Genomic DNA, 18524 nt, shown 5'->3' with positions numbered 1-18524 from the left:
CTACACCGTCAGGACTGCGGGTGCAGGTGGCCGTCGGCCAGCCCGTCGAGCCCGAGTCTGATCAGGGTACGGCCCAGGGTCGAGGTCTCGCGCAACGAGTCCTCCAGCACGGCCAGGGCCCTGAACGCCTCCCCGTACGCCTTCTGCTCCTTCAGCGACAACCGCGGCACGCGGGTGCGGCGCACGTCGAACCTGCTGGAGCCGGTCGTCACCCGGCCGCCCGCGGCCCGCAGGAAGCCGGCCAGGAAGTCGGGGTCGAGCCTGCGGACGTCGACCCGGTAGAGGGTCAGGTGGGGGCCGAGCACCGCGCCGCCGTCGGCGATCACCCGCACGCTGGAGTAGGAGGCCACCACGTCGCCGGGACGGATCACGATCAGGCCGGGCTGCATGACGGTCAGGCCGGAGGGCGCGCTGCCGCTCAGCACGTCGTCGGCCATGAGCACGGCCACGTCACCGCCGTCGGCGGCCATCTTGGGCGGCGCCTGCGACGTGATGACCAGGCCCTCCTTGATCAGGTCGCCCAGCGTCGTGGACGGCTGGACGAGCGGCTGGTCGAGCACCTGGAGGTCGGGCGGGCGCGCGGCGGCGGCCAGGAAGCGGTCACGGGCCTGCGCGAACGCCCGGCCCACGTCGTCGCGCCGCTGGTGGCGGGCCGGGGTCATGTCGACCTCGTCGGCCAGCAGGTCGATGATGCGTACGGTCTGGTCGGAGCGGTCGTCGAGGTAGGCCAGCCAGGCGGGCTCCACCAGCGTCAGATCGGCCGTCGCGTCGAGGATGAGCACCTCGGACGGAGGCCGCTCGCCCGCCTTCGGACGGCGCAGCAGCCACAGGTCGGAGCCCGGCAGCGCCACCACCGCCCGCAACGCGCCGGCGCGCAGCAGGTTGGCCCTGATCCGGCGGCCGGCCTTGCGGCTCGCGGCGGCCGGGGGCATGAGCACGGCGACCAGCCCGCCGGGCCTGACGTGGGTGAGACAGTGTTGCACCCAGGCCAGCTCGGGCTCGCCGCGCGGCGGCAGGCCGTGCTCCCAGCGCGGGTCGCCGGTCAGCTCCTCGTAGCCCCAGGCCCGCTCGTTGAACGGCGGGTCGCACACCACGGCGTCGGCCTTGACCTCCGGGAAGCCGTCGACCCGCATGGAGTCGCCGGCCACGATCTCGGCCTGGATGCCGCGCAACCGCAGGCGGGCCGCGGTGATGGCGGCCGAGGTCGCGCTGAGCTCCTGCCCGAGCACCCGGGCGGGCCGGCCCCGGCTCGTCCCGTTGCCGGGCTCGCCGGGCGCAGGATCGGCCGGGACGGCTTCGGACCGTTCCGGCGGGTCGGGCAGCGCGCCGGCCGGGGGCAGGAGCAGCGTGCCGACGCCGCAGGCGGGGTCGAGGACCGTGGTGCCGTCGGCGCGTACGATCCGCAGCATCAGCTCGGCCACGTCGTCACGGGTCACCGAGAGCTGGCGGGAGTGCGCCTCCAGGTAACGCTCGCAGAGGAACTCGTACGCCGTCAGCGGGTCGTGCCGCTCGGCGAGCTCCAGCACCAGCCCGGCCAGCTCGGGCTCCAGCTCGCTCTCGCCGCTGGTCAGCAACGTTCCAGCCTGGGCGACCAGCTCACCCAGCCGCAGATCGCCGGCGGCTTTCAGGCGTTGCCACACCCGATCTCCCAGCGAGACCTGGTAGGACTTCCCGTAGCGGCGCAGCCACGACTCGACCTGACGCAGCGAGAACAGCGGCTGATTGGCGGTTCCGCCGATCGGCTGGGGGAAGTCGTCGTGGCGGCGGCGCCAGTTGCTCACCGCGGCACGCCCGACACCCGCGAGCCGGGCGATGTCCCCGGCATTCACGGTCGGGTCGTGGCTCATGAGGCCCACAGTAGTTCACAAGAGTCTTCAGCGCATCTGCTTGTGAAGTCTTTCAACCAATGATTTACTGCTGGGTATGAAGCACAACATCCGCTATGCCGCCGGATCAGATGTGGGCCGCCGCAGGGAGCAGAACGAGGATTCCGGCTACGCGAGTGGCCGGTTGCTCGTCGTTGCCGACGGCATGGGCGGCCACGCGGCCGGCGAGCTGGCTAGCTCGGCGGCGATCGCCGTCATGCGCGAGCTGGATGCCACGCTTCCCGAGACCGGCTCGGACCTGGAGGCGGCCCTGGAGGGCGCCGTGCACGAGGCGGCCCGCAGACTGGTCGAACTGGCCGACATCGACCCCGCCCGCCGGGGGATGGGGACCACGGTGACCGCCATGCTGTGGGACGGCTACCGGTTCGCCCTTGCTCATCTCGGTGACTCCCGCGGATACCTGCTTCGTGATGGCGCGCTCTATCAGATGACCAAGGATCACACACTTGTGCAGTCGATGGTGGACGAAGGCCGGATAACGGAGGACCAGGCCGCGGTGCACCCGCGCCGTTCCATGGTGCTGCGTGTGCTGGGCAGCGAGGGCCGGGCCGAACCGGACATGGCGCTGCGCGAGTCCGAGCCTGATGACCGTTACCTCCTCTGCTCCGACGGGCTCACGACCGTGCTCGGGCCCGAGGTCCTGCACGAGGTGCTGACCACGGTGGCAGACCCGGCCGCCGCCGTCCAGCGGCTCATCGATCTGGCGAACGAGGGCGGCTCGCCCGACAACGTCACCGTGATCGTGGCCGACGTGGTCGCGCCGGGAGCCGGCGAGGTGAGCGTGTACCGCGTGGGCGCGGGCGCCTGAGTTCGAATTCACCGCAGCCTCAGCCGTCACATCGGTCCCAATGCCGAAATTTCGGCTCATATATAGACACTTTCTGAATGATTCGAGCACTTTCGCGATGGCGCTACTACAGTCCATCGTGATTTGTCGGTTTTTCGGGGAGGAGTCACCCTGGACCCGATCGCGGACGCGCTGCTGAAGCAGGTGCGGCAGGAACTCGGTTACAAGGAGAAGAGCGGCCAGACCACCAAATTCGGCCATTGGTACGCGGATCGCGTCCAGGACACTCAATACCGTGACGCGCCCTGGTGTGACATGTTCATCGCCTGGGCAGCCGACAAAGCCGATATCGGTTCGTACGTCGGGCAATTCGCCTGGACGCCTTCCCATGCCGCCTGGTTCATCAAACAGAACGCCTGGGCACAGCGGCCCGAGCCCGGCGCGCTGGTGTTCTTCGACTGGAGTGGCGGAAAGAGCTACAAAGGCATCGATCACGTCGGGATCGTGGAACGGGTCGAGGGCAAGAAGCTCCACACCATCGAGGCGAACGTCGATCGTGTCTGGCTCAAGCGCAAGGTCAGGGACACCGACAAGGTCGTCGGGTACGGCCTTCCCCGGCTGGTCAAGGCCGGCGCCGACCAGGCGGCCGAGATCCGTACGACCGAGCAGCCGTTCGTGCCCGCGCCGCGGACCGACGTGGGCCGGAACTCGCCCCTGGACGTCCTGGGCACGCCGCCCGCGTTGCTGGCCGCGATGGTGCTGGTGACCGTCGTACTCTCCTTACGCCTCACCGGCCGCCGCCGCGGCACCCACCGCCGCTTCACCTGGCCCCGCCCCTGGAACGCACCAACCCCCGACCCGGAACGCTCAGAGCGCGCCGGCGCCTCCGGCCGTTCCGATGGCTCCGAGCGCTTCGAGGCGGTCCGCGTCCGCGTCGGCGCCGCGCCTGCCAAGAGCACGCCGCCCTCTCCGCCGCAGACCCCTCCCCGGCCCCGGAGGGCCGCCGCGCGTCCCGCCGAAGCCCCCCAGCCCGTGACGCCCTCCCGCACCTCGAAGGCCGCCCCCTCGGGGGGTGCCGGTCCCCGTGCCGGGAAGGCGACGTCCTCCGCCGCTCAGGCGGCGTTCGGTGGGACGGGCTCGCCGGACGCGATCGCGGCGCAGCCGGCCGCGGGAGGCCGCGCACGCGTCCCCGCAGGCGCCGGCCGTCCAACCCCCGGCTCCACCCGCCGCAACCCGTACACCCCCAAGCCCTGACCCACCCGCCCCCTGCAAGGGCCGCGCCCCTTCGGGACTGGCGTCCTGTGGGGGCGGTGTGACTTGCGGGTCAGGAGGTCAGGTCCAGGACTACCTTTACGTCGTCCGGGGCGTGGGTGAAGGCGTCTTCTGCCTTGGTCAGGGGGATGCGGCGGGTGATGAGGCGTTCGAGCCAGCTCCGGTCCGCCTGGGCCAGGGCGGTCGCGGCGTCCCTGAAGTGGCGGAGGTTGGCGTTGACCGTGCCGAAGATCGCGTCGTTCTCCAGGACGATGTCCCGGTTGACCTCGCCCACGTCCAGCCGGTGTGTACGCCCGCCCGCCGCCAGCCCCGCCAGGCACAACACCCCGGCCGCGGCCGTGCAGGTCATGGCCTCCATGACGAGCTGACCCACCCCGGTGCCCTCGATGATGATGTCCGGCTTGTCCTTGGTGAACGCCTCCAGGCTGCTGCCCACGTGGTACGTCGCCCCCAGATCGGCCACCAGCGCGGGCTTGACCCCGCCCGCCTCCCGGTCCAGTACGTGCACCTCCAGCCCCCGCTGCCGTCCGAGCAGCGCCGCCAGCAGCCCGATCGGCCCCGCGCCGGTCACCAGCAGCGTGCGCGGCTCGAACCAGGCCCGCGCGCCGATCCGCTCGATGTGCTCCCACGCCTTGGCCACCACGGACGTCGGCTCGACGAGCATCCCCACGCTCTCCAGCGAGGGATCGAGGCGTACGGCGTACCCGGCCTCGACCGCCCACCGCTCGCTGGCGTAGCCGTCGAGCTCCTTGATGCCGCGCTCGGTGTAGAGGCCGTTGCGGCACATGTCGAACTCGCCCCGCGCGCAGGCGCCGCACGGTACGGGATCGGGCCGGCGTACGACGCCCACCACCAGGTCGCCGGGGGAGAAGGCGGACCCGTCGGGCACCTCCAGCACCCGGCCCAGCGACTCATGGCCGATGACCATACGTCTCCTGTCGGGCGGCGCCCAGCCGTACTCGGCCGCGGCCAGTTCCCTGTCGGTCCCGCAGACCCCCAGGGCCAGCCCCTGGACGAGCAGTTGCCCTGGTCCCGGCTCCGGCTCGGGCACCTCTTCCACCTCAAGCGTCCCCGGCCGACCCGGCTCGAACGTCAACGCGCGCATCGGCGTCACCCCCTGGGGCAGTCCTTACCCAGACCGCAAGGCCCTACTAGGACGTCCTACTATCGAAATAGTTGGACGTCCTAGTATCTTCGCAGTAGGTCCCTGCACAAAGGAGTGATCAGGCGTGCACGTCCCGGCGTACCCTGTCCGTTTCGTGACCGCCGCGGCCCTGTTCGACGGCCATGACGCGGCGATCAACATCATGCGGCGCATCCTCCAGACGCAGGGGGCGGAGGTGATCCATCTCGGCCACAACCGGTCGGTCGACGAGGTCGTCACGGCCGCCATCCAGGAGGACGTCCAGGGCGTGGCCATCAGCTCCTACCAGGGCGGCCACGTGGAGTTCTTCACGTACCTGGTCGAGCTGCTGCGCGAGCGCGGCGCCGGCCACGTCAAGGTGTACGGCGGCGGTGGCGGCGTGATCGTCCCCGAGGAGATCGAGCTGCTGCACGAGCGCGGCGTCACGCGCATCTTCTCGCCGGAGGACGGCCAGAAGTACGGCCTGCCCGGCATGATCAACAAGCTGATCGAGGACTGCGACCACGAGCTCGGCGACCCGCCGCCGCTGGAGGCCGTGCTCTCGGGCGACCAGACGGCGCTGGCCCGCGCGATCACGTTCATGGAGTCCGGGCGCGCCTCGGCCGAGCTGGTCGAGGGGCTGAAGGCCGCGGTGGCCGTCCAGGAGCGCCCGGCGCGCGTGCTCGGCATCACCGGTACGGGCGGTTCGGGCAAGTCCTCGCTCACCGACGAGCTGGTCCGCAGGTTCCGGGTGGACAACGACGACAAGCTGCGCATCGCCATCCTCGCCATCGACCCCACCCGCAGGCGCGGCGGCGGGGCGCTGCTCGGCGACCGCATCAGGATGAACAGCCTGGGCCCCCAGACCTACTTCCGCTCGCTGGCCACCCGAGGGGCCGCCAGCGAGGTCCCGGCCTGCCTCGACGACGTGGTCACCGCCTGCCGCGCGGCCGGCTACGACCTGGTGATCGTGGAGACGCCCGGCATCGGCCAGGGCGACGCCGGGATCGTCCCGCACGTGGACGTGCCCATCTACGTCATGACCCCCGAGTTCGGCGCCGCCTCCCAGCTTGAGAAGATCGACATGCTCGACTTCGCCGAGGCCGTCGTCATCAACAAGTACGAGCGCCGCGGCGCCGAGGACGCCCTGCGCGACGTACGCCGCCAGCTCGTGCGCAACCGGGAGGCGTTCGGTCAGTCGCCCGAGGACATGCCGGTCTTCGGCACGATCGCCGCCCGCTACAACGACGCCGGCGTCACCGCCCTCTACCAGCACCTCAAGGGCCTGCTGCTGGAGGACGCCGGGCCGGGGCTGCTGCCCACCGTGACAGAGCGCACCTCCAAGGCGGCCGCGGCGATCGTCCCGCCCGCCAGGGCCCGCTACCTGGCCGACATCGCCGAGTCCGTCCGGACGTACCACGCCGAGACGCTGGCCCAGGCGGAGATCGCGCGCCGCCGTCAGCAGCTCGCCGCCGTACAGGAGCTCCTGGGCGGCGAGGACGCGCGGCTGGCCGGGCTCGCCGAGCAGGCCGAGGAGGAGCTGAGCGGGGAGAGCCGCCGGCTGCTCGACGGCTGGCCCGCGGTCAAGGAGGCGTACAGCAGCGACGAGCTGGTCGTGAAGATCCGTGACCGGGAGATCCACACGCCGCTCTGGCGCGAGACGCTGTCGGGCAACCGCATCCCGCGGGTGGCCCTGCCGCGCTTCAGCGACCACGGCGACCTGCTGAGGTTCCTGCGCTCGGAGAACCTGCCGGGGTCGTTCCCGTTCACCGCGGGGGTGTTCCCGTTCAAGCGGGACGACGAGGACCCGACCAGGATGTTCGCGGGGGAGGGCGACCCGTTCCGTACGAACAGGCGCTTCAAGCTGCTGTCGGAGGGCCAGCCCGCGACCCGGCTGTCCACCGCCTTCGACTCGGTCACCCTGTACGGCCACGACCCCGACCTGCGCCCCGACATCTACGGCAAGGTCGGCACCTCCGGCGTCTCCATCGCCACGCTCGACGACATGAAGGTGCTCTACGACGGGTTCGACCTGGCCGCGCCCAACACGTCGGTGTCCATGACGATCAACGGCCCGGCGCCCACGATCCTGGCCTTCTTCCTCAACGCCGCGATCGACCAGGCCCACGACCGGTTCCGCGCCGAGCAGGGCCGCGAGCCCGACGAGCGGGAGTCCGCCGAGCTGCGCGCCCGTACGCTGGCCACGGTCAGGGGCACGGTCCAGGCCGACATCCTGAAGGAGGACCAGGGGCAGAACACCTGCATCTTCTCCACAGAGTTCTCGTTGCGGATGATGGCCGACATCCAGGAATGGTTCATCCAGAACGCGGTCAGGAACTTCTACTCGGTCTCGATCTCCGGCTACCACATCGCCGAGGCGGGGGCCAACCCGATCAGTCAGCTCGCGTTCACGCTGGCCAACGGGTTCACGTACGTGGAGGCGTACCTGGCCAGGGGGATGAAGATCGACGACTTCGCGCCGAACCTGTCGTTCTTCTTCTCCAACGGCATGGACCCCGAGTACAACGTGCTCGGCCGGGTGGCGCGCCGGATCTGGGCGGTCGCCATGCGCGAGCGCTACGGCGCGGCCGAGCGCGCGCAGAAGCTCAAGTACCACATCCAGACCTCGGGCCGGTCCCTGCACGCCCAGGAGATGTCCTTCAACGACATCCGCACCACTCTCCAGGCCCTGATCGCCATCTACGACAACTGCAACAGCCTGCACACCAACGCCTTCGACGAGGCCGTCACGACCCCGTCGGCCGACTCGGTGCGCCGCGCGATGGCGATCCAGCTCATCATCAACCGCGAGTGGGGCCTGGCCAGGAACGAGAACCCGTTGCAGGGCTCGTTCATCATCGACGAGCTGACCGACCTGGTCGAGGAGGCGGTGCTGGCCGAGTTCGAACGGCTGTCGGACCGCGGCGGCGTGCTGGGCGCCATGGAGACCGGCTACCAGCGCGGCAAGATCCAGGACGAGTCGATGTTGTACGAGATGCGCAAGCACGACGGATCCCTGCCGATCATCGGCGTCAACACCTTCCGCAACCCCGGCGCCGAGCAGTCCGACCCGCACAAGCTGGAGCTGGCCAGGGGCACCGAGGAGGAGAAGCGCTCGCAGCTCGACCGCCTGCGCGCCTTCCACGAGCGCAACCGGGCGCAGGCCCCCGTGGAGCTGTCCCGGTTGCGCGAGGTCGCCATGTCCGACGGCAACGCGTTCGCGGTGCTGATGGAGGCGGCCCGCGTCTGCTCGCTCGGTCAGATCACCGACGCGCTGTTCGAGGCGGGCGGCCAGTACCGGCGCAACGTCTAGCTGTGTGAGGCCAGTACGTCAGCGACGCCGGTGATGGTCGTGGTGCAGGTTCCACACTTCGATCGCCGCGCGTCGCTCGACTCCGGCGCCGACCTCGGCGACGACTTCGGCGAGGTCGCTGCCCTGCCCGGACCCGCACGAGGACCTGCCCGTACTCGGGCGGCGCGATGCGCGGCTGACGTCGGGAACGGGGGTGGTTCGTGCCGGTGTGGCTGCTACCAGGGCACCGGTCCGGCGTCGTCGAAGAAGCCGCCGGTCGGTCCGTCGTCGGGCAGGGTCGCGAGGCGAATCGCGATGGCCGCGCCCTGCTGCGGTGTGCGGACGCCCTGGAAGCCGTTGAGGTCGGTGGCGGTGAAGCCGGGGCAGCCGGAGTTGACCAGGATGTTGGTGTCGCTCAGTTCCTTGACGTATTGGATGGTGAGGGCGTTGAGGAAGGTCTTCGAGGCCAAGTAGGCGGCGGGAACCGGGCCCATGTCGATGCCCGGTGTGGTTTGCCGGGCGAGCGAGCCGACGCTGCTGGACATGTTGACGATCCGCGGTGATGCCGAGTCGCGCAACATCGGCAACATCGCGTTGGTGACCCGGATGACGCCGATCACGTTGGTCTCCACGACAGCTCGCACGGTCGCGGGCTCGACCGTGGTCGGTGTCTGTGGCATACCGCCGGTGATCGCGGCATTGTTGACCAGGACGTCGAGCCCTCCGGCATGGCCGGCGATCAGCTCGGCCGCGGCGGCGACACTTGCGTCGTCGGTGACGTCGAGCGGCACGCCGAACGCGTCGGTCCCGGCCGCGCGCAGCTTCCCGACCGCGGTGTCGCGGCGTTGCCGATCCCTCGCGCCCACACCGATTCGCCAGCCGAGGGCGCCCAGGCCTGCGGCGATCTCGTATCCGATTCCCTTGTTCGCGCCGGTCACCAGCGCGATCGTCCGTTCACTCATGCGGTCGATCATGTTGCGGGGCCGGGTGGGGCGTCCAAGACCGGTCAGGTGGGTGGCGATACCGCACGGGTATCGGTCGTGGTCAGCGCTGAATACGATGAGCCGGTGGAGACGCGGGAGTTGCGATACTTCGTCGCCGTCGCCGAGGAGTTGCACTTCGGGCGGGCGGCACAACGGCTCACGATGGCGCAACCACCACTGTCGCGGGCGATCCAGCAGCTGGAACGGCGGCTCGGAGTCGTTCTGCTGCACCGCACCGCTCGCGCCATCACCTTGACCGAGGCCGGGTCGGTGCTGCTACGGGAGGCCCGGCTCGTGCTCGACGCGGTCGAAGCCGCCGAGCGCCGCACCCGCCGTGCCGCGGCCGACCAGCCCGGTGTGGTCCTGGCCACCAAGGCCGGAGCGTCCAGGGAACTCTTGTCGAAGCTTCTGCATGCCTACGCCGCCGAACCGGGCTCGGTGGTGGTCGAGGTGATGTTGTGCGGGCCGGGCGAGCCGGAAAGTCTGCTGCGCACCGGGCGTGCCGACGTCGCTCTGCTCCACCGGCCCTACGACACGACAGCCGGATTCGACACCGAGGATCTGCACACCGAACAGCAGGTCGTGGTCCTGCCCAAAGGGCATCCCCTCGCCGACCGGGCGCATCTGTCGTTGGACGAGGTCAACGCCCAGACGGACCTGCCCCTGCCGCGCTGGCCCGGACGGGACGGCGGCCATCCGGACGGCCCCGGCCCGCAGGTGCGCGACCATACCCAACTGTTCCAACTGATCGCGCTCGGACTGGCCTGCGCCGTCGTACCCGAGTCGCTCCGGGACCAGCTACGCGACGACCACGACATCGTGCCGGTGCCGGACGCGCCGGCCGTCACGACCGTCATCGCCTGGCCGCCACACAGCAGATCCAAAGCCGTCGCCGACCTCGTCCGCACCGCGACACGCCTGTAGCCGATACCCGCCGCGACACCGCCGTACGCGGCGCCGACCGCTCCGGAGCGGCCGGCCGTCTCCGGCCGATCCGAGCTTCTCCCGGCGCTAGCAGTACACGGCGCCGTTGAAGCGGCGCGGCGCCTTGGGCACCCGGCTGGTCAGCGTCCGGCCGGGGTCCACCGTGCGGCACGAGCCGTCGGGGCCGAAGGCCCAGTCGATGCGCATGCGGATGCGGGAGCCGCAGTCGTTGCGGGCGTGTCCCGTCTGGCGGACCCAGCCGGTGGTCCGCCACACGGCGACGCAGCCGGGGACGTTCCCGAGCGTGGTGGAGGTCGAGGCGCCGGCCGGGGCCGGACCGGCCGCGATCAGCCCGAGCGAGGTGATGCCGGCCAGCGTGATGCCGGCGAGCGACGTACGGATGATGCTGGTCATGTTCCCGTTCCTCTCTTCGTGCGGAGCTGTTGACCAGACCGTAGGGCGGCGCGGGTTGAGCCCTTGTTGAGGATCCGTTGGGCGGGACGGGCCGGCCCGGCGTGGCCCGTCCCGAGCCGCCAACTGCCGGGGGAGATCACGCCGCTAGGATCGCTGGTCGGGGAACATCGCTATCAGGAGGCATTCATGTCCGACGTCAGTTTCAAGGGCAACCCGATCACCGTGGGCGGCGCCTTCCCGAAGCCCGGCGACGCCGCGCCCGCCTTCAAGCTGGTCGGCACCGACCTGGCCGACCGCACGCTGGCCGACTTCGCCGGCAAGACCAAGGTGCTCAACATCTTCCCGAGCGTCGACACCGGCGTCTGCGCGGCCTCCGTGCGCCGCTTCAACGAGGTGGCCGCCGAGCACCCCGACGTGGTCGTGCTCTGCGTCTCGGCCGACCTGCCCTTCGCCCAGAACCGGTTCTGCGGCGCCGAGGGCCTCGACAAGGTGACCATGTTGTCGCTCATGCGCGGCCGTGAGTTCCTCGCCGACTACGGCGTGGCCCAGGAGTCCGGCCCGCTGGCCGGCCTGGCCGCCCGCGCGGTCGTGGTGCTCGACGGCGACGACAACGTGGTCTACTCCGAGCTGGTGCCCGAGATCACCCAGGAGCCCGACTACGAGGGCGCGCTCTCCGCGCTCAAGTAACCGGCGCCCAAGCGACCGGGGCGCCGGGGCTCAACCGGCGCCCAGGCGTTCCGCGAACTCGGCGGCCAGCTCCAGCAGGTGGTCGTCGTCGGCGGCGGTGTGCTGGAGGTCCAGGATGATCTCGTGGACGCCGGCCTCCGCCGCCCGCGACAGATACTCCGCGATCTCGGCCACCGTGCCGCTGCGCGGCGGGGTGCCGTTCCCGGTGACGACCGGGTTGGAGCGCAGGATCATGCGCAGGGCGTCCGGGTCGCGTCCGGCCTGCTCGGCGCTCTGCCTGATCGTCTGCCACATCGACGTGAGCGCCGGGATCGGCAGGGCGGCCGTCAGCCAGCCGTCGCCCCTGCGGCCGATCCTGCCCAGCGCCTCCGGGGCGAACCCGGCCAGCAGCAGCGGCGGGCGGCGTACGGGCTTGGGGTCGATGTGGCTGGGCGCGATCGTCCACAGCTCGTGCTCGAACGTCACCGGGTCGCCGCCCCAGATGGCCTCCAGGGCGTCGAGGGTTGCCTCGTACCGTTCGGCGCGGCCCTTCCAGGGCACGCCGACGGCGGCGTACTCGTCGGAGGACCAGCCGAGGCCGAGTCCGGCGGCCAGCCGGCCGCCGCTCAGATGGTCGAGCGTGGTGAGCGAACGGGCCAGCACCGGCGGCGGGTACCAGCAGGCGTTGAGCGCGCTGGTGCCCAGCCGTACGGACGAGGTCACGGACGCGGCCACCGTCAGCACCGCGAACGGGTCGAGGAACACCCGGTGCGCCTCGGGCACGCTGCCGTCGCCGCCGGGATAGCGGTCCTTCGGCCGCAACGGCGTCAGCAGCCGGTCGCCCGCCCACAGGCTCGCGAACCCCGTCGCCTCGGCCTCGCGGGCCACCCGGGTCACGCTGGACAGCGCGGCGAACCTGCCGTACTGCGGGACGGCGAGGCCGAGGTCCATGAACGCGTCCTAGATCTTCCTGCCCATGCCGCACACGATGAGCGACGACTCGGGGCGGTCCATGAAGTCGATCGTGTCCGCCTGGTCGGGATGCCACTCGGGCAGCCACACCAGACCGGGCTCCACCAGCTCGAACCCCTCGAACAGCTCCCTGATCCTGGCCCGGCTGCGCAGCGCGAGGCGCGCGGTGGCGTTGCGGTAGACCTCGGTGCCCGTGCTGACCGCGTCGGGACGGGCGTCGCTGGTGCCGTGGGACATGACCAGGTAACTACCCGGTGCCATGGCTTCACGCAGGGTTTTGAGGATCTCCTCCGGATTGTCGGACTCCTCGACGAAGTGCATGATCGCCACCAGCAGCACGGCGACCGGCCGGCTGAAGTCGATGGTCCGCAGCACCTCGGGATCACGCAGGATGTCGGCCGGGTTGCGCAGATCGCCCTCGACCACCGTCGTGTCCTCGCCGTGGCCGGTGAGCAGCGCCCTGGCGTGCACCAGCACCACGGGGTCGCGGTCGACGTAGACGACCCGGGCCCCCGGGGCGATCTTGGCGGCCACCTCGTGCACGTTCCCCTGGGTCGGCAGCCCCGTGCCGATGTCGAGGAACTGCCTGATCCCGGACTCGGCGAGGTGGCGTACGGCACGACCGAGGAAGGCGCGGTTGGCGCGCGCCGCGGCTCGTACCTCGGGCGCCACCGCCAGGATCCTCTCGGCCGCCTCGCGGTCGACCGGGAAGTGATCCTTGCCGCCGAGGTAGTAGTCGTAGAGCCGTGCCACGTTCGGCGTGTTCGGATCGAAATCCGGTGCCTCGTGCTCCAACCGTCGAGCCCCCGATCACAGAGTTTTAACGATCTTTACCGGGATTCTACGGATCTATACCGACATAAGCGTGGTGCTACGCATATTTCAGGAAATCGCAACCTAAGGTGGTGCCGTGGTCCACGATGACACAGGGTTCCCTGTGGAGGTACCCCAGACCGTACGGCGGATCGTGTCGCTGGTGCCGTCGCTGACCGAGTCCGTGGCGGCGACCGTCCCCGAGGCGCTGGTGGGGGCGACGGACTGGTGCTCGCACCCGGCCGGCCTGGACGTGGCCCGGGTCAGGGGCACCAAGAACCCCGACCTCGACGCCGTCATCAGCCTGCGGCCCGACGTCGTCCTGGCCAACGTCGAGGAGAACCGCGCACCCGACGTCGAGGCCCTGCGCGCGGCGGGCGTACCGGTCTGGGTGACCAGGATCGAGACGCTGGACCAGGCGTTCACCTCGCTGGAGCGCCTGTTCGCGCACGCCTGCCGTACGGACCGCCCGGCCTGGCTGGAGACCGCCCGGCAGGCGTGGGACGACCCCGCGCCCGGCCCGCGCCGCACCGCGATCATCCCGATCTGGCGCCGCCCCTGGATGGTCGTGGGCCGCGACACCTTCACCGGGGACGTGCTCAGACGCCTCGGCGTGGACAACCTGTACGCCGGACACCCCGAGCGCTACCCCAAGATCCCCCTGCCGGAGCTGGCCGGAAGCCGCCCCGACCTCGTCGTGCTGCCCGACGAGCCCTACGCCTTCAGCGCCGAGGACGGCCCCGAGGCGTTCCCCGGCCTGGCCTGCGCGCTGGTCAGCGGCCGCCTGCTCACCTGGTACGGCCCCTCGCTCACCGAGGCCGCCGCCACCCTGTCCCGCGCCCTGTCCGGCGCCCACGACTGATCATCCGGTGGCGTCCGCCAGCGCGCCGTCCACGGCGTCGGGGGAGAGCACGTGCTCCATGACGATCACCGCCATGCCCACGATCCCGGCCCGGTCGCCGAGCCCGCCGGTGACGATCTCCAGGTTGCGGGTCGTGTACGGCAGGCTGCGCCGGTAGACGATCTCCCTGATCCCGGTCAGGTAGTGCTCCCGCGTCCGCGCCATGTCCCCGGCCAGCACCAGCACGCCGGGGTTGAGCAGGCTGACCGCGGTGGCCAGCACCACGCCCAGCGTCCGGCCCGCCTCCTGGGTGCGCGCGACGGCCGCTGGATCGCCGGCCTGCACCAGGCGTACGACGTCGCGGCTGGACTCCTGCCCGAGGTCGGCCGCGACCGCGTGCCCGCTGGCCAGGGAGGCCACGCAGCCGCGCGAGCCGCAGGTGCACACCCGGTCGTCGGACTCCCGGATGCGGACGTGCCCGATGTTCCCGGCGGCCTCCTCGACACCCCGGTAGATCTGCCCGTCGAGGACGATGCCGGTGCCGATGCCGGTGGACACCTTGACCAGGATCAGCGAGTCCGTCCCCCGCCAGGACGACCACCACTCGCCGAGCGCCATCGCGTTCGCATCGTTCTCCACCAGGATGGGCACGTCGTACGCGGGCGCGAACGCCTCCCTGATCGGATGGTCGTCCCACCCCGGCATCAGGAACGACCTGATCACCCGCCCGTTCGTGTGGTCGACCGAGCCGGGCAGGTCGAGCCCGATGCCGCACACCTCGTCCGCCGGCCGCCCGGCCTTGTCCAGCGGGCGCAGGAACGCCTCGCGCACCCACGTCAGCACGGCCTCGGGCCCGCGGTCGATGCGCATCTCGGCGCGTTCCTCGGTGATCGGCCGGGCGGCGAGGTCGGTCAGGGCCACCCTGGCGTGGGTGGCGCCCAGGTCGGCCACGAGCATCAGGCGTCTGGTGGCGTCCACGTCGAGCACCGAGGGCGGCCGGCCGCCACCCGAGGCGCCGACGCCGGACTCGTGCAGGTAGCCGGCGGCGATCAGCCGGTCGACCCGGTCGGTGACGGTCGACCGGGACAGGCCGGTGAACTCGATCAGGTCCTTGCGGGTACGGCAGGAGCCATCGCGGATGAGCTGGAGGACCTGCCCTGCCGTCAGCATGTCTATCCCTTCTCCGCGCCCGCCGTGAGCCCCTCCGTCAGCAGCCGTTCACTGGCGAAGAACACGATCACGACGGGCAGCGTCAGCACCACCGAACCCGCCATCAGCACCGTCGTGGGGATCTCTATGCTCCCCGCCAGCTGAGAGAGCCCCAGGGAGACCGTCCAGTTCTCCCGCCGCTCGACCAGGAACAGCAGGGCGAACAGGAACTCGTTCCACGCGATCATGAACGCGTAGAGGCCGGTTGCCATGAGCGCGGGCCTGGACAGTGGCAACACCACCCGCCAGATGGTCGACAGCCGTGAGCAGCCGTCGATCGCGGCCGCCTCCTCCACGCTCTGCGGCACGGTCTCGAAGTAGTTGCGCAGCATGTATACCGTGACAGGCACGGTCTGCGCGATATAGACCAGGATCAACCCAGCCAGAGATCCCCTGAGCCCCAGCATGGTGAACAACACGAACAAGGGGATGGCCAGGACGATCGCCGGAAACAGGTACACGGCGAGGAACAGGAAGTGCACCTGCCGCCGGCCGAAGAAGCGCAGCCGCGCGACGGCGTAGGCGCCCGGGATCGAGATCAGCAGGGTGGCGGCCACCGTGGAGACCGCGACGACCGCGCTGTTCCTGATGAAGGTGAGGAACCCCTGCGTGGTCAGCACGTTCGCGTACGTGTCCAGGGTGGGGTGCCGCGGCCACACCGAGCCCGGCTCCAGGATGAGCTCCTGGATGTCCCGTACGGACAGCGTCACCATGTACAGGAACGGCAGCGCGGTGACCGCGATCAGGAAAGCGATCACCACCGGCCTGAGCACCGCGAACAGCCCGCGTTCGAACCTATCCCTGCTCACGATCGCCTCCCGGGAAGAAGCGCAGGTAGACGGCCAGGAGGACGACGAGGACGACGGCCAGGACGATCGCCTGCGCGGCCGAGGCGCCGATGTCGTCGCGCGCGGTCAGGAAGGTGTAGACGCGCACGCTGACCACCTCGGTCCCGGCGCCGCCGCCGGTCAGCAGGTAGACGTCGTCGAACTTGGTGAAGGTGAACACGAACCGCAACACCGCCAGCAGCGCGATGATGCGCCAGAGCTGCGGCAGGATCACGTACCGGAAGCGCTGGGTGGGGGTGGCGCCGTCCACGACCGCGGCCTCCTCCAGGTCGCCGGGCAGCGCCTGCAACCTGGCCATGATGAACAGGAACGCGAACGGGAAGTACCGCCACGCCTCGAACGCGATGACCGTGAGCAGCGCGACCGGCACCTTCAGGCCCAGGAAGTCGCCCTGGGCCTGGGTGAGGAACGCGATCGGCTCCTTCAGCCAGGTGTTCACGATGCCGTACTGGGGGTTCAGCGCGGTCTCCCACAGGAAGGCCACGGCCACGACCGGCGCCACGTACGGGATCAGGATCGAGGCCCTGACCAGGGTGCGCCCGGCGAACCTGCGGCGCAGCGCGAGCGCGGTCACGAGGCCGGTCGCGATCGACAGCGCCGTGCCGGCCACCGTGTAGACCAGGGTGTTGACCAGCGACGTCCAGAAGCCCGGCTCGGAGATCACGTACGTGAAGTTGTCCAGCGTGTAGTGCCCGAAGACGCCGGCCCGGCGGATGTTGATCAGCCGTACGTCCTGGAAGGCCAGCATGATCGCCCAGAGCAGCGGCAACACCACCACGACCAGCGTGATGACCAGCGTGGGGGAGATCAGCGTCAGCCCGGCCCGCCCTTCCCGCTGCCGCAAGGTGCGCGGCGCGCTCACTGCCGGATCCCGCGCTTGATGGTCTCGACGTCCTTCTTGGCCTGGGCGGCGGCGGCCTGCGGGGTGAGCGAGCCGTCGACCACCTGGCTCAGCGCCTTGGGCACGGGCAACTCGCCCATCGTGGCGCCGACCAGCTTGCCCTGGCCCTGGGGGATGCCCCAGCGGGCGAAGGTGTCCGGGCTCTCGCGCAGCGCGTCGAGCACGCCGGCCGGGTAGACGGCGGACAGCGGCTTCCTGGAGTCCACGCCCGCGGGCAGCTTGTCCCACTTGTCGGCGAAGCCCCTGCGGGTGGGGAACTTGCCCTCCGGCGCCATCCCGATCCAGCGCTCGTACCCCTCGTTCATCATGTACGTGACGAACCGGGCGGCCGGCTCGGTGGCGGCGTCGCGCAGGACCGCCCACGAGACGATCTCGCCGTACTGGGCGGGCGCGCCCGCGTCGGGGCCCTTCAGCGCCGTGACCACGCCGGTGTTCCTGGCCAGCCACTCGGGGTCGCTCCGGCACTCGGCGCAGCTCGGCAGCGCGTCCTTACGCAGCCCCGCCAGCTCGTCGAGGATGAACGACGACCAGATCATCATGGCCGCCTTCCCGGAGAAGTACGTGGCCCGGGTGGAGTCGACGTCCTGCTTGCCCTTGACCGAGTAGTTCTTCGCCAGCTTCGCGTAGAAGTCGAAGGCTCTCACGCACTGTGGGCTGTCCAGTACGACATTTCCGGAATTGTCGACTAGCTGGCAGCCGTTCGCCAGCGCCACGTGCTCGAAGCTCTGCGCGGTGAAGGTGTCCTTGGGCGCGACGGCCAGCGTGATGCCCGCCACCCCACCCGCGTTCAGCTTCGCCGCCGCCGCCTCCAGCGCCTCGTACGTGTCCGGCGGCGCCAGCCCGGCCCTGGCGAACAGGTCCTTGCGGTAGAGCAGGAGCTGCGCCCACCCGTCGCTGGGCACGGCCAGCAGCCTGCCGCCCGAGCTGTCCAGTTCGAGCGCGCGCGGCGAGAAGGAGTCCCTGCCGAGCCGGTCCACGATCCTGCCCGGCGTCTCGGTGTCCAGCAGGTCGTCGGCCTCCAGCTCGCGTACGGAGGCGAGCGGCAGCGCCCCGATCACGTCGGGGAGGTCGTCCGCGGCGGCGGCGGCCGTCACGGTCTGGCTGAACTGGTCCTCCCCGACGCCGACCAGCTTCACCTTGATCCCGGTCTTCCTGGTGAACTCGGCGATGATCTGGTTCTGCACGGCCATCCGGTCACCGAGGTTCTCCTCGGTCCAGACGGTGATCTGGTTCGCGCCGGACCGCTGCCCGCCCTCGCCGCACGCCGTGAGGGCGGCCGCGGCCAGCAGCGCGACGGAGAGGACGGCGGTAACCTGCTTCGGCATGGCACGCTCCTCGGTTGGGGATATGCCGCACTTACCCCCAGAAAAGTGACAAGCACCTGCCGCAGGCGGGGCCGGGGCGCGCTCTCCGTAAAACCTTGGTCGGCATTACGCTAAATCTTCGCCAAACGCGATCACGGGCGTCCTCAGCGAAACATCCGTTCTGCTGTGATAACGGTCACCGGGCAGGCAGAAACCTGGATTCCATCAGCGGCAACCGGCAGAAGTCGTAGACTTACGAGTGTTTCAAGCGCAACTATAGTGTGCAAAC

General features: G+C 70.5%; 16 protein-coding genes. 6 read left to right on the top strand and 10 right to left on the bottom strand.

Annotation, left to right across the window (positions count from 1 at the left end; all coding sequences use genetic code 11):
* Positions 1–8: 8 nt before the first annotated feature.
* Entirely contained in the window at positions 9–1847 is a 1839-nt protein-coding gene (locus tag IEZ27_RS22355; RefSeq protein ID WP_189648987.1) for an HsdM family class I SAM-dependent methyltransferase, read from the bottom strand.
* Between the two features lie 76 nt (positions 1848–1923).
* Here IEZ27_RS22355 and IEZ27_RS22350 point away from each other — a divergent pair, with 76 nt between their 5' ends.
* Positions 1924–2694 carry a PP2C family protein-serine/threonine phosphatase gene (locus IEZ27_RS22350; RefSeq protein ID WP_125631807.1) on the top strand — a complete coding sequence of 257 codons (771 nt, stop codon included), beginning with the start codon at positions 1924–1926 and terminating at the stop codon, positions 2692–2694.
* A gap of 123 nt (positions 2695–2817) precedes the next feature.
* Positions 2818–3927 carry a CHAP domain-containing protein gene (locus IEZ27_RS22345; RefSeq protein ID WP_189648986.1) on the top strand — a complete coding sequence of 370 codons (1110 nt, stop codon included), beginning with the start codon at positions 2818–2820 and terminating at the stop codon, positions 3925–3927.
* Positions 3928–3997: 70 nt separating this feature from the next.
* Here the strand turns inward: IEZ27_RS22345 and IEZ27_RS22340 are convergent, their stop codons facing one another.
* A complete protein-coding gene (locus IEZ27_RS22340) occupies positions 3998–5050 on the bottom strand; it encodes a glucose 1-dehydrogenase (protein WP_189648985.1) in 1053 nt (350 codons plus the stop codon).
* Positions 5051–5174: 124 nt separating this feature from the next.
* On the opposite strand from IEZ27_RS22340, the gene icmF reads away from it, so the two are divergent.
* Positions 5175–8381 carry a fused isobutyryl-CoA mutase/GTPase IcmF gene (icmF, locus tag IEZ27_RS22335; RefSeq protein WP_189648984.1) on the top strand — a complete coding sequence of 1069 codons (3207 nt, stop codon included), beginning with the start codon at positions 5175–5177 and terminating at the stop codon, positions 8379–8381.
* Positions 8382–8596: 215 nt separating this feature from the next.
* On the opposite strand, the gene IEZ27_RS22330 is transcribed toward icmF, so the two are convergent.
* Positions 8597–9334, bottom strand: coding sequence for an SDR family oxidoreductase (locus IEZ27_RS22330; RefSeq protein WP_229824221.1), 738 nt, complete (start codon positions 9332–9334; stop codon positions 8597–8599).
* A 93-nt stretch (positions 9335–9427) separates the two neighbouring features.
* Here IEZ27_RS22330 and IEZ27_RS22325 point away from each other — a divergent pair, with 93 nt between their 5' ends.
* Positions 9428–10267, top strand: coding sequence for a LysR family transcriptional regulator (locus IEZ27_RS22325; RefSeq protein WP_189648983.1), 840 nt, complete (start codon positions 9428–9430; stop codon positions 10265–10267).
* A gap of 87 nt (positions 10268–10354) precedes the next feature.
* Here IEZ27_RS22325 and IEZ27_RS22320 read toward each other — a convergent pair whose 3' ends face one another.
* Entirely contained in the window at positions 10355–10681 is a 327-nt protein-coding gene (locus IEZ27_RS22320; protein WP_189648982.1) for a hypothetical protein, read from the bottom strand.
* Positions 10682–10867: 186 nt separating this feature from the next.
* Between IEZ27_RS22320 and tpx the strand changes: the two genes are divergently transcribed.
* Complete coding sequence (tpx, locus tag IEZ27_RS22315) at positions 10868–11368, top strand: thiol peroxidase (protein ID WP_125631793.1); 501 nt, start codon at positions 10868–10870, stop codon at positions 11366–11368.
* Positions 11369–11398: 30 nt separating this feature from the next.
* Here tpx and IEZ27_RS22310 read toward each other — a convergent pair whose 3' ends face one another.
* Positions 11399–12298: a TIGR03619 family F420-dependent LLM class oxidoreductase gene (locus tag IEZ27_RS22310; protein WP_189648981.1), complete on the bottom strand. Its 900-nt coding sequence runs from the start codon at positions 12296–12298 to the stop codon at positions 11399–11401.
* A 9-nt stretch (positions 12299–12307) separates the two neighbouring features.
* Positions 12308–13114: an SAM-dependent methyltransferase gene (locus tag IEZ27_RS22305; protein ID WP_189648980.1), complete on the bottom strand. Its 807-nt coding sequence runs from the start codon at positions 13112–13114 to the stop codon at positions 12308–12310.
* Positions 13115–13256: 142 nt separating this feature from the next.
* Here IEZ27_RS22305 and IEZ27_RS22300 point away from each other — a divergent pair, with 142 nt between their 5' ends.
* Entirely contained in the window at positions 13257–13994 is a 738-nt protein-coding gene (locus IEZ27_RS22300) for a helical backbone metal receptor (RefSeq protein ID WP_229824219.1), read from the top strand.
* Here IEZ27_RS22300 and IEZ27_RS22295 read toward each other — a convergent pair whose 3' ends face one another.
* Genes IEZ27_RS22295 through IEZ27_RS22280 form a run of 4 tightly spaced genes read right to left on the bottom strand, consistent with a single transcriptional unit; the run spans position 13995 to position 18256 of the window.
* Positions 13995–15143 carry an ROK family transcriptional regulator gene (locus IEZ27_RS22295; protein ID WP_189648978.1) on the bottom strand — a complete coding sequence of 383 codons (1149 nt, stop codon included), beginning with the start codon at positions 15141–15143 and terminating at the stop codon, positions 13995–13997. It lies immediately after the preceding gene.
* 2 nt (positions 15144–15145) lie between these two features.
* On the bottom strand, positions 15146–15991 hold the full coding sequence (locus IEZ27_RS22290; protein WP_189648977.1) for a carbohydrate ABC transporter permease: 846 nt from the start codon (positions 15989–15991) through the stop codon (positions 15146–15148).
* Positions 15978–16892 carry a carbohydrate ABC transporter permease gene (locus IEZ27_RS22285; protein ID WP_189648976.1) on the bottom strand — a complete coding sequence of 305 codons (915 nt, stop codon included), beginning with the start codon at positions 16890–16892 and terminating at the stop codon, positions 15978–15980. The genes IEZ27_RS22290 and IEZ27_RS22285 overlap by 14 nt, the downstream gene beginning before the upstream one ends.
* Entirely contained in the window at positions 16889–18256 is a 1368-nt protein-coding gene (locus IEZ27_RS22280; protein WP_189648975.1) for an ABC transporter substrate-binding protein, read from the bottom strand. Before IEZ27_RS22280 ends, IEZ27_RS22285 begins: the two co-directional genes overlap by 4 nt.
* Positions 18257–18524: the final 268 nt, after the last annotated feature.

The sequence above is a fragment of the Nonomuraea spiralis genome, from assembly GCF_014648435.1.
Classification (GTDB): domain Bacteria; phylum Actinomycetota; class Actinomycetes; order Streptosporangiales; family Streptosporangiaceae; genus Nonomuraea; species Nonomuraea spiralis.
The sequence above is the reverse complement of the archived record's forward strand: the minus strand, read 5'-3'. Positions and strand labels throughout refer to the sequence as shown.

Excerpts from the sequence above, each read along its gene's own strand:
- IEZ27_RS22330 (WP_229824221.1), bottom strand. The coding sequence starts at position 9,334 with ATGATCGACCGCATGAGTGAACGGACGATCGCGCTGGTGACCGGCGCG.
- IEZ27_RS22355 (WP_189648987.1), bottom strand. The coding sequence starts at position 1,847 with ATGAGCCACGACCCGACCGTGAATGCCGGGGACATCGCCCGGCTCGCG.
- IEZ27_RS22280 (WP_189648975.1), bottom strand. The coding sequence starts at position 18,256 with ATGCCGAAGCAGGTTACCGCCGTCCTCTCCGTCGCGCTGCTGGCCGCG.
- IEZ27_RS22340 (WP_189648985.1), bottom strand. The coding sequence starts at position 5,050 with ATGCGCGCGTTGACGTTCGAGCCGGGTCGGCCGGGGACGCTTGAGGTG.
- IEZ27_RS22320 (WP_189648982.1), bottom strand. The coding sequence starts at position 10,681 with ATGACCAGCATCATCCGTACGTCGCTCGCCGGCATCACGCTGGCCGGC.
- IEZ27_RS22310 (WP_189648981.1), bottom strand. The coding sequence starts at position 12,298 with ATGGACCTCGGCCTCGCCGTCCCGCAGTACGGCAGGTTCGCCGCGCTG.
- tpx (WP_125631793.1), top strand. The coding sequence starts at position 10,868 with ATGTCCGACGTCAGTTTCAAGGGCAACCCGATCACCGTGGGCGGCGCC.
- IEZ27_RS22295 (WP_189648978.1), bottom strand. The coding sequence starts at position 15,143 with ATGCTGACGGCAGGGCAGGTCCTCCAGCTCATCCGCGATGGCTCCTGC.
- IEZ27_RS22350 (WP_125631807.1), top strand. The coding sequence starts at position 1,924 with ATGAAGCACAACATCCGCTATGCCGCCGGATCAGATGTGGGCCGCCGC.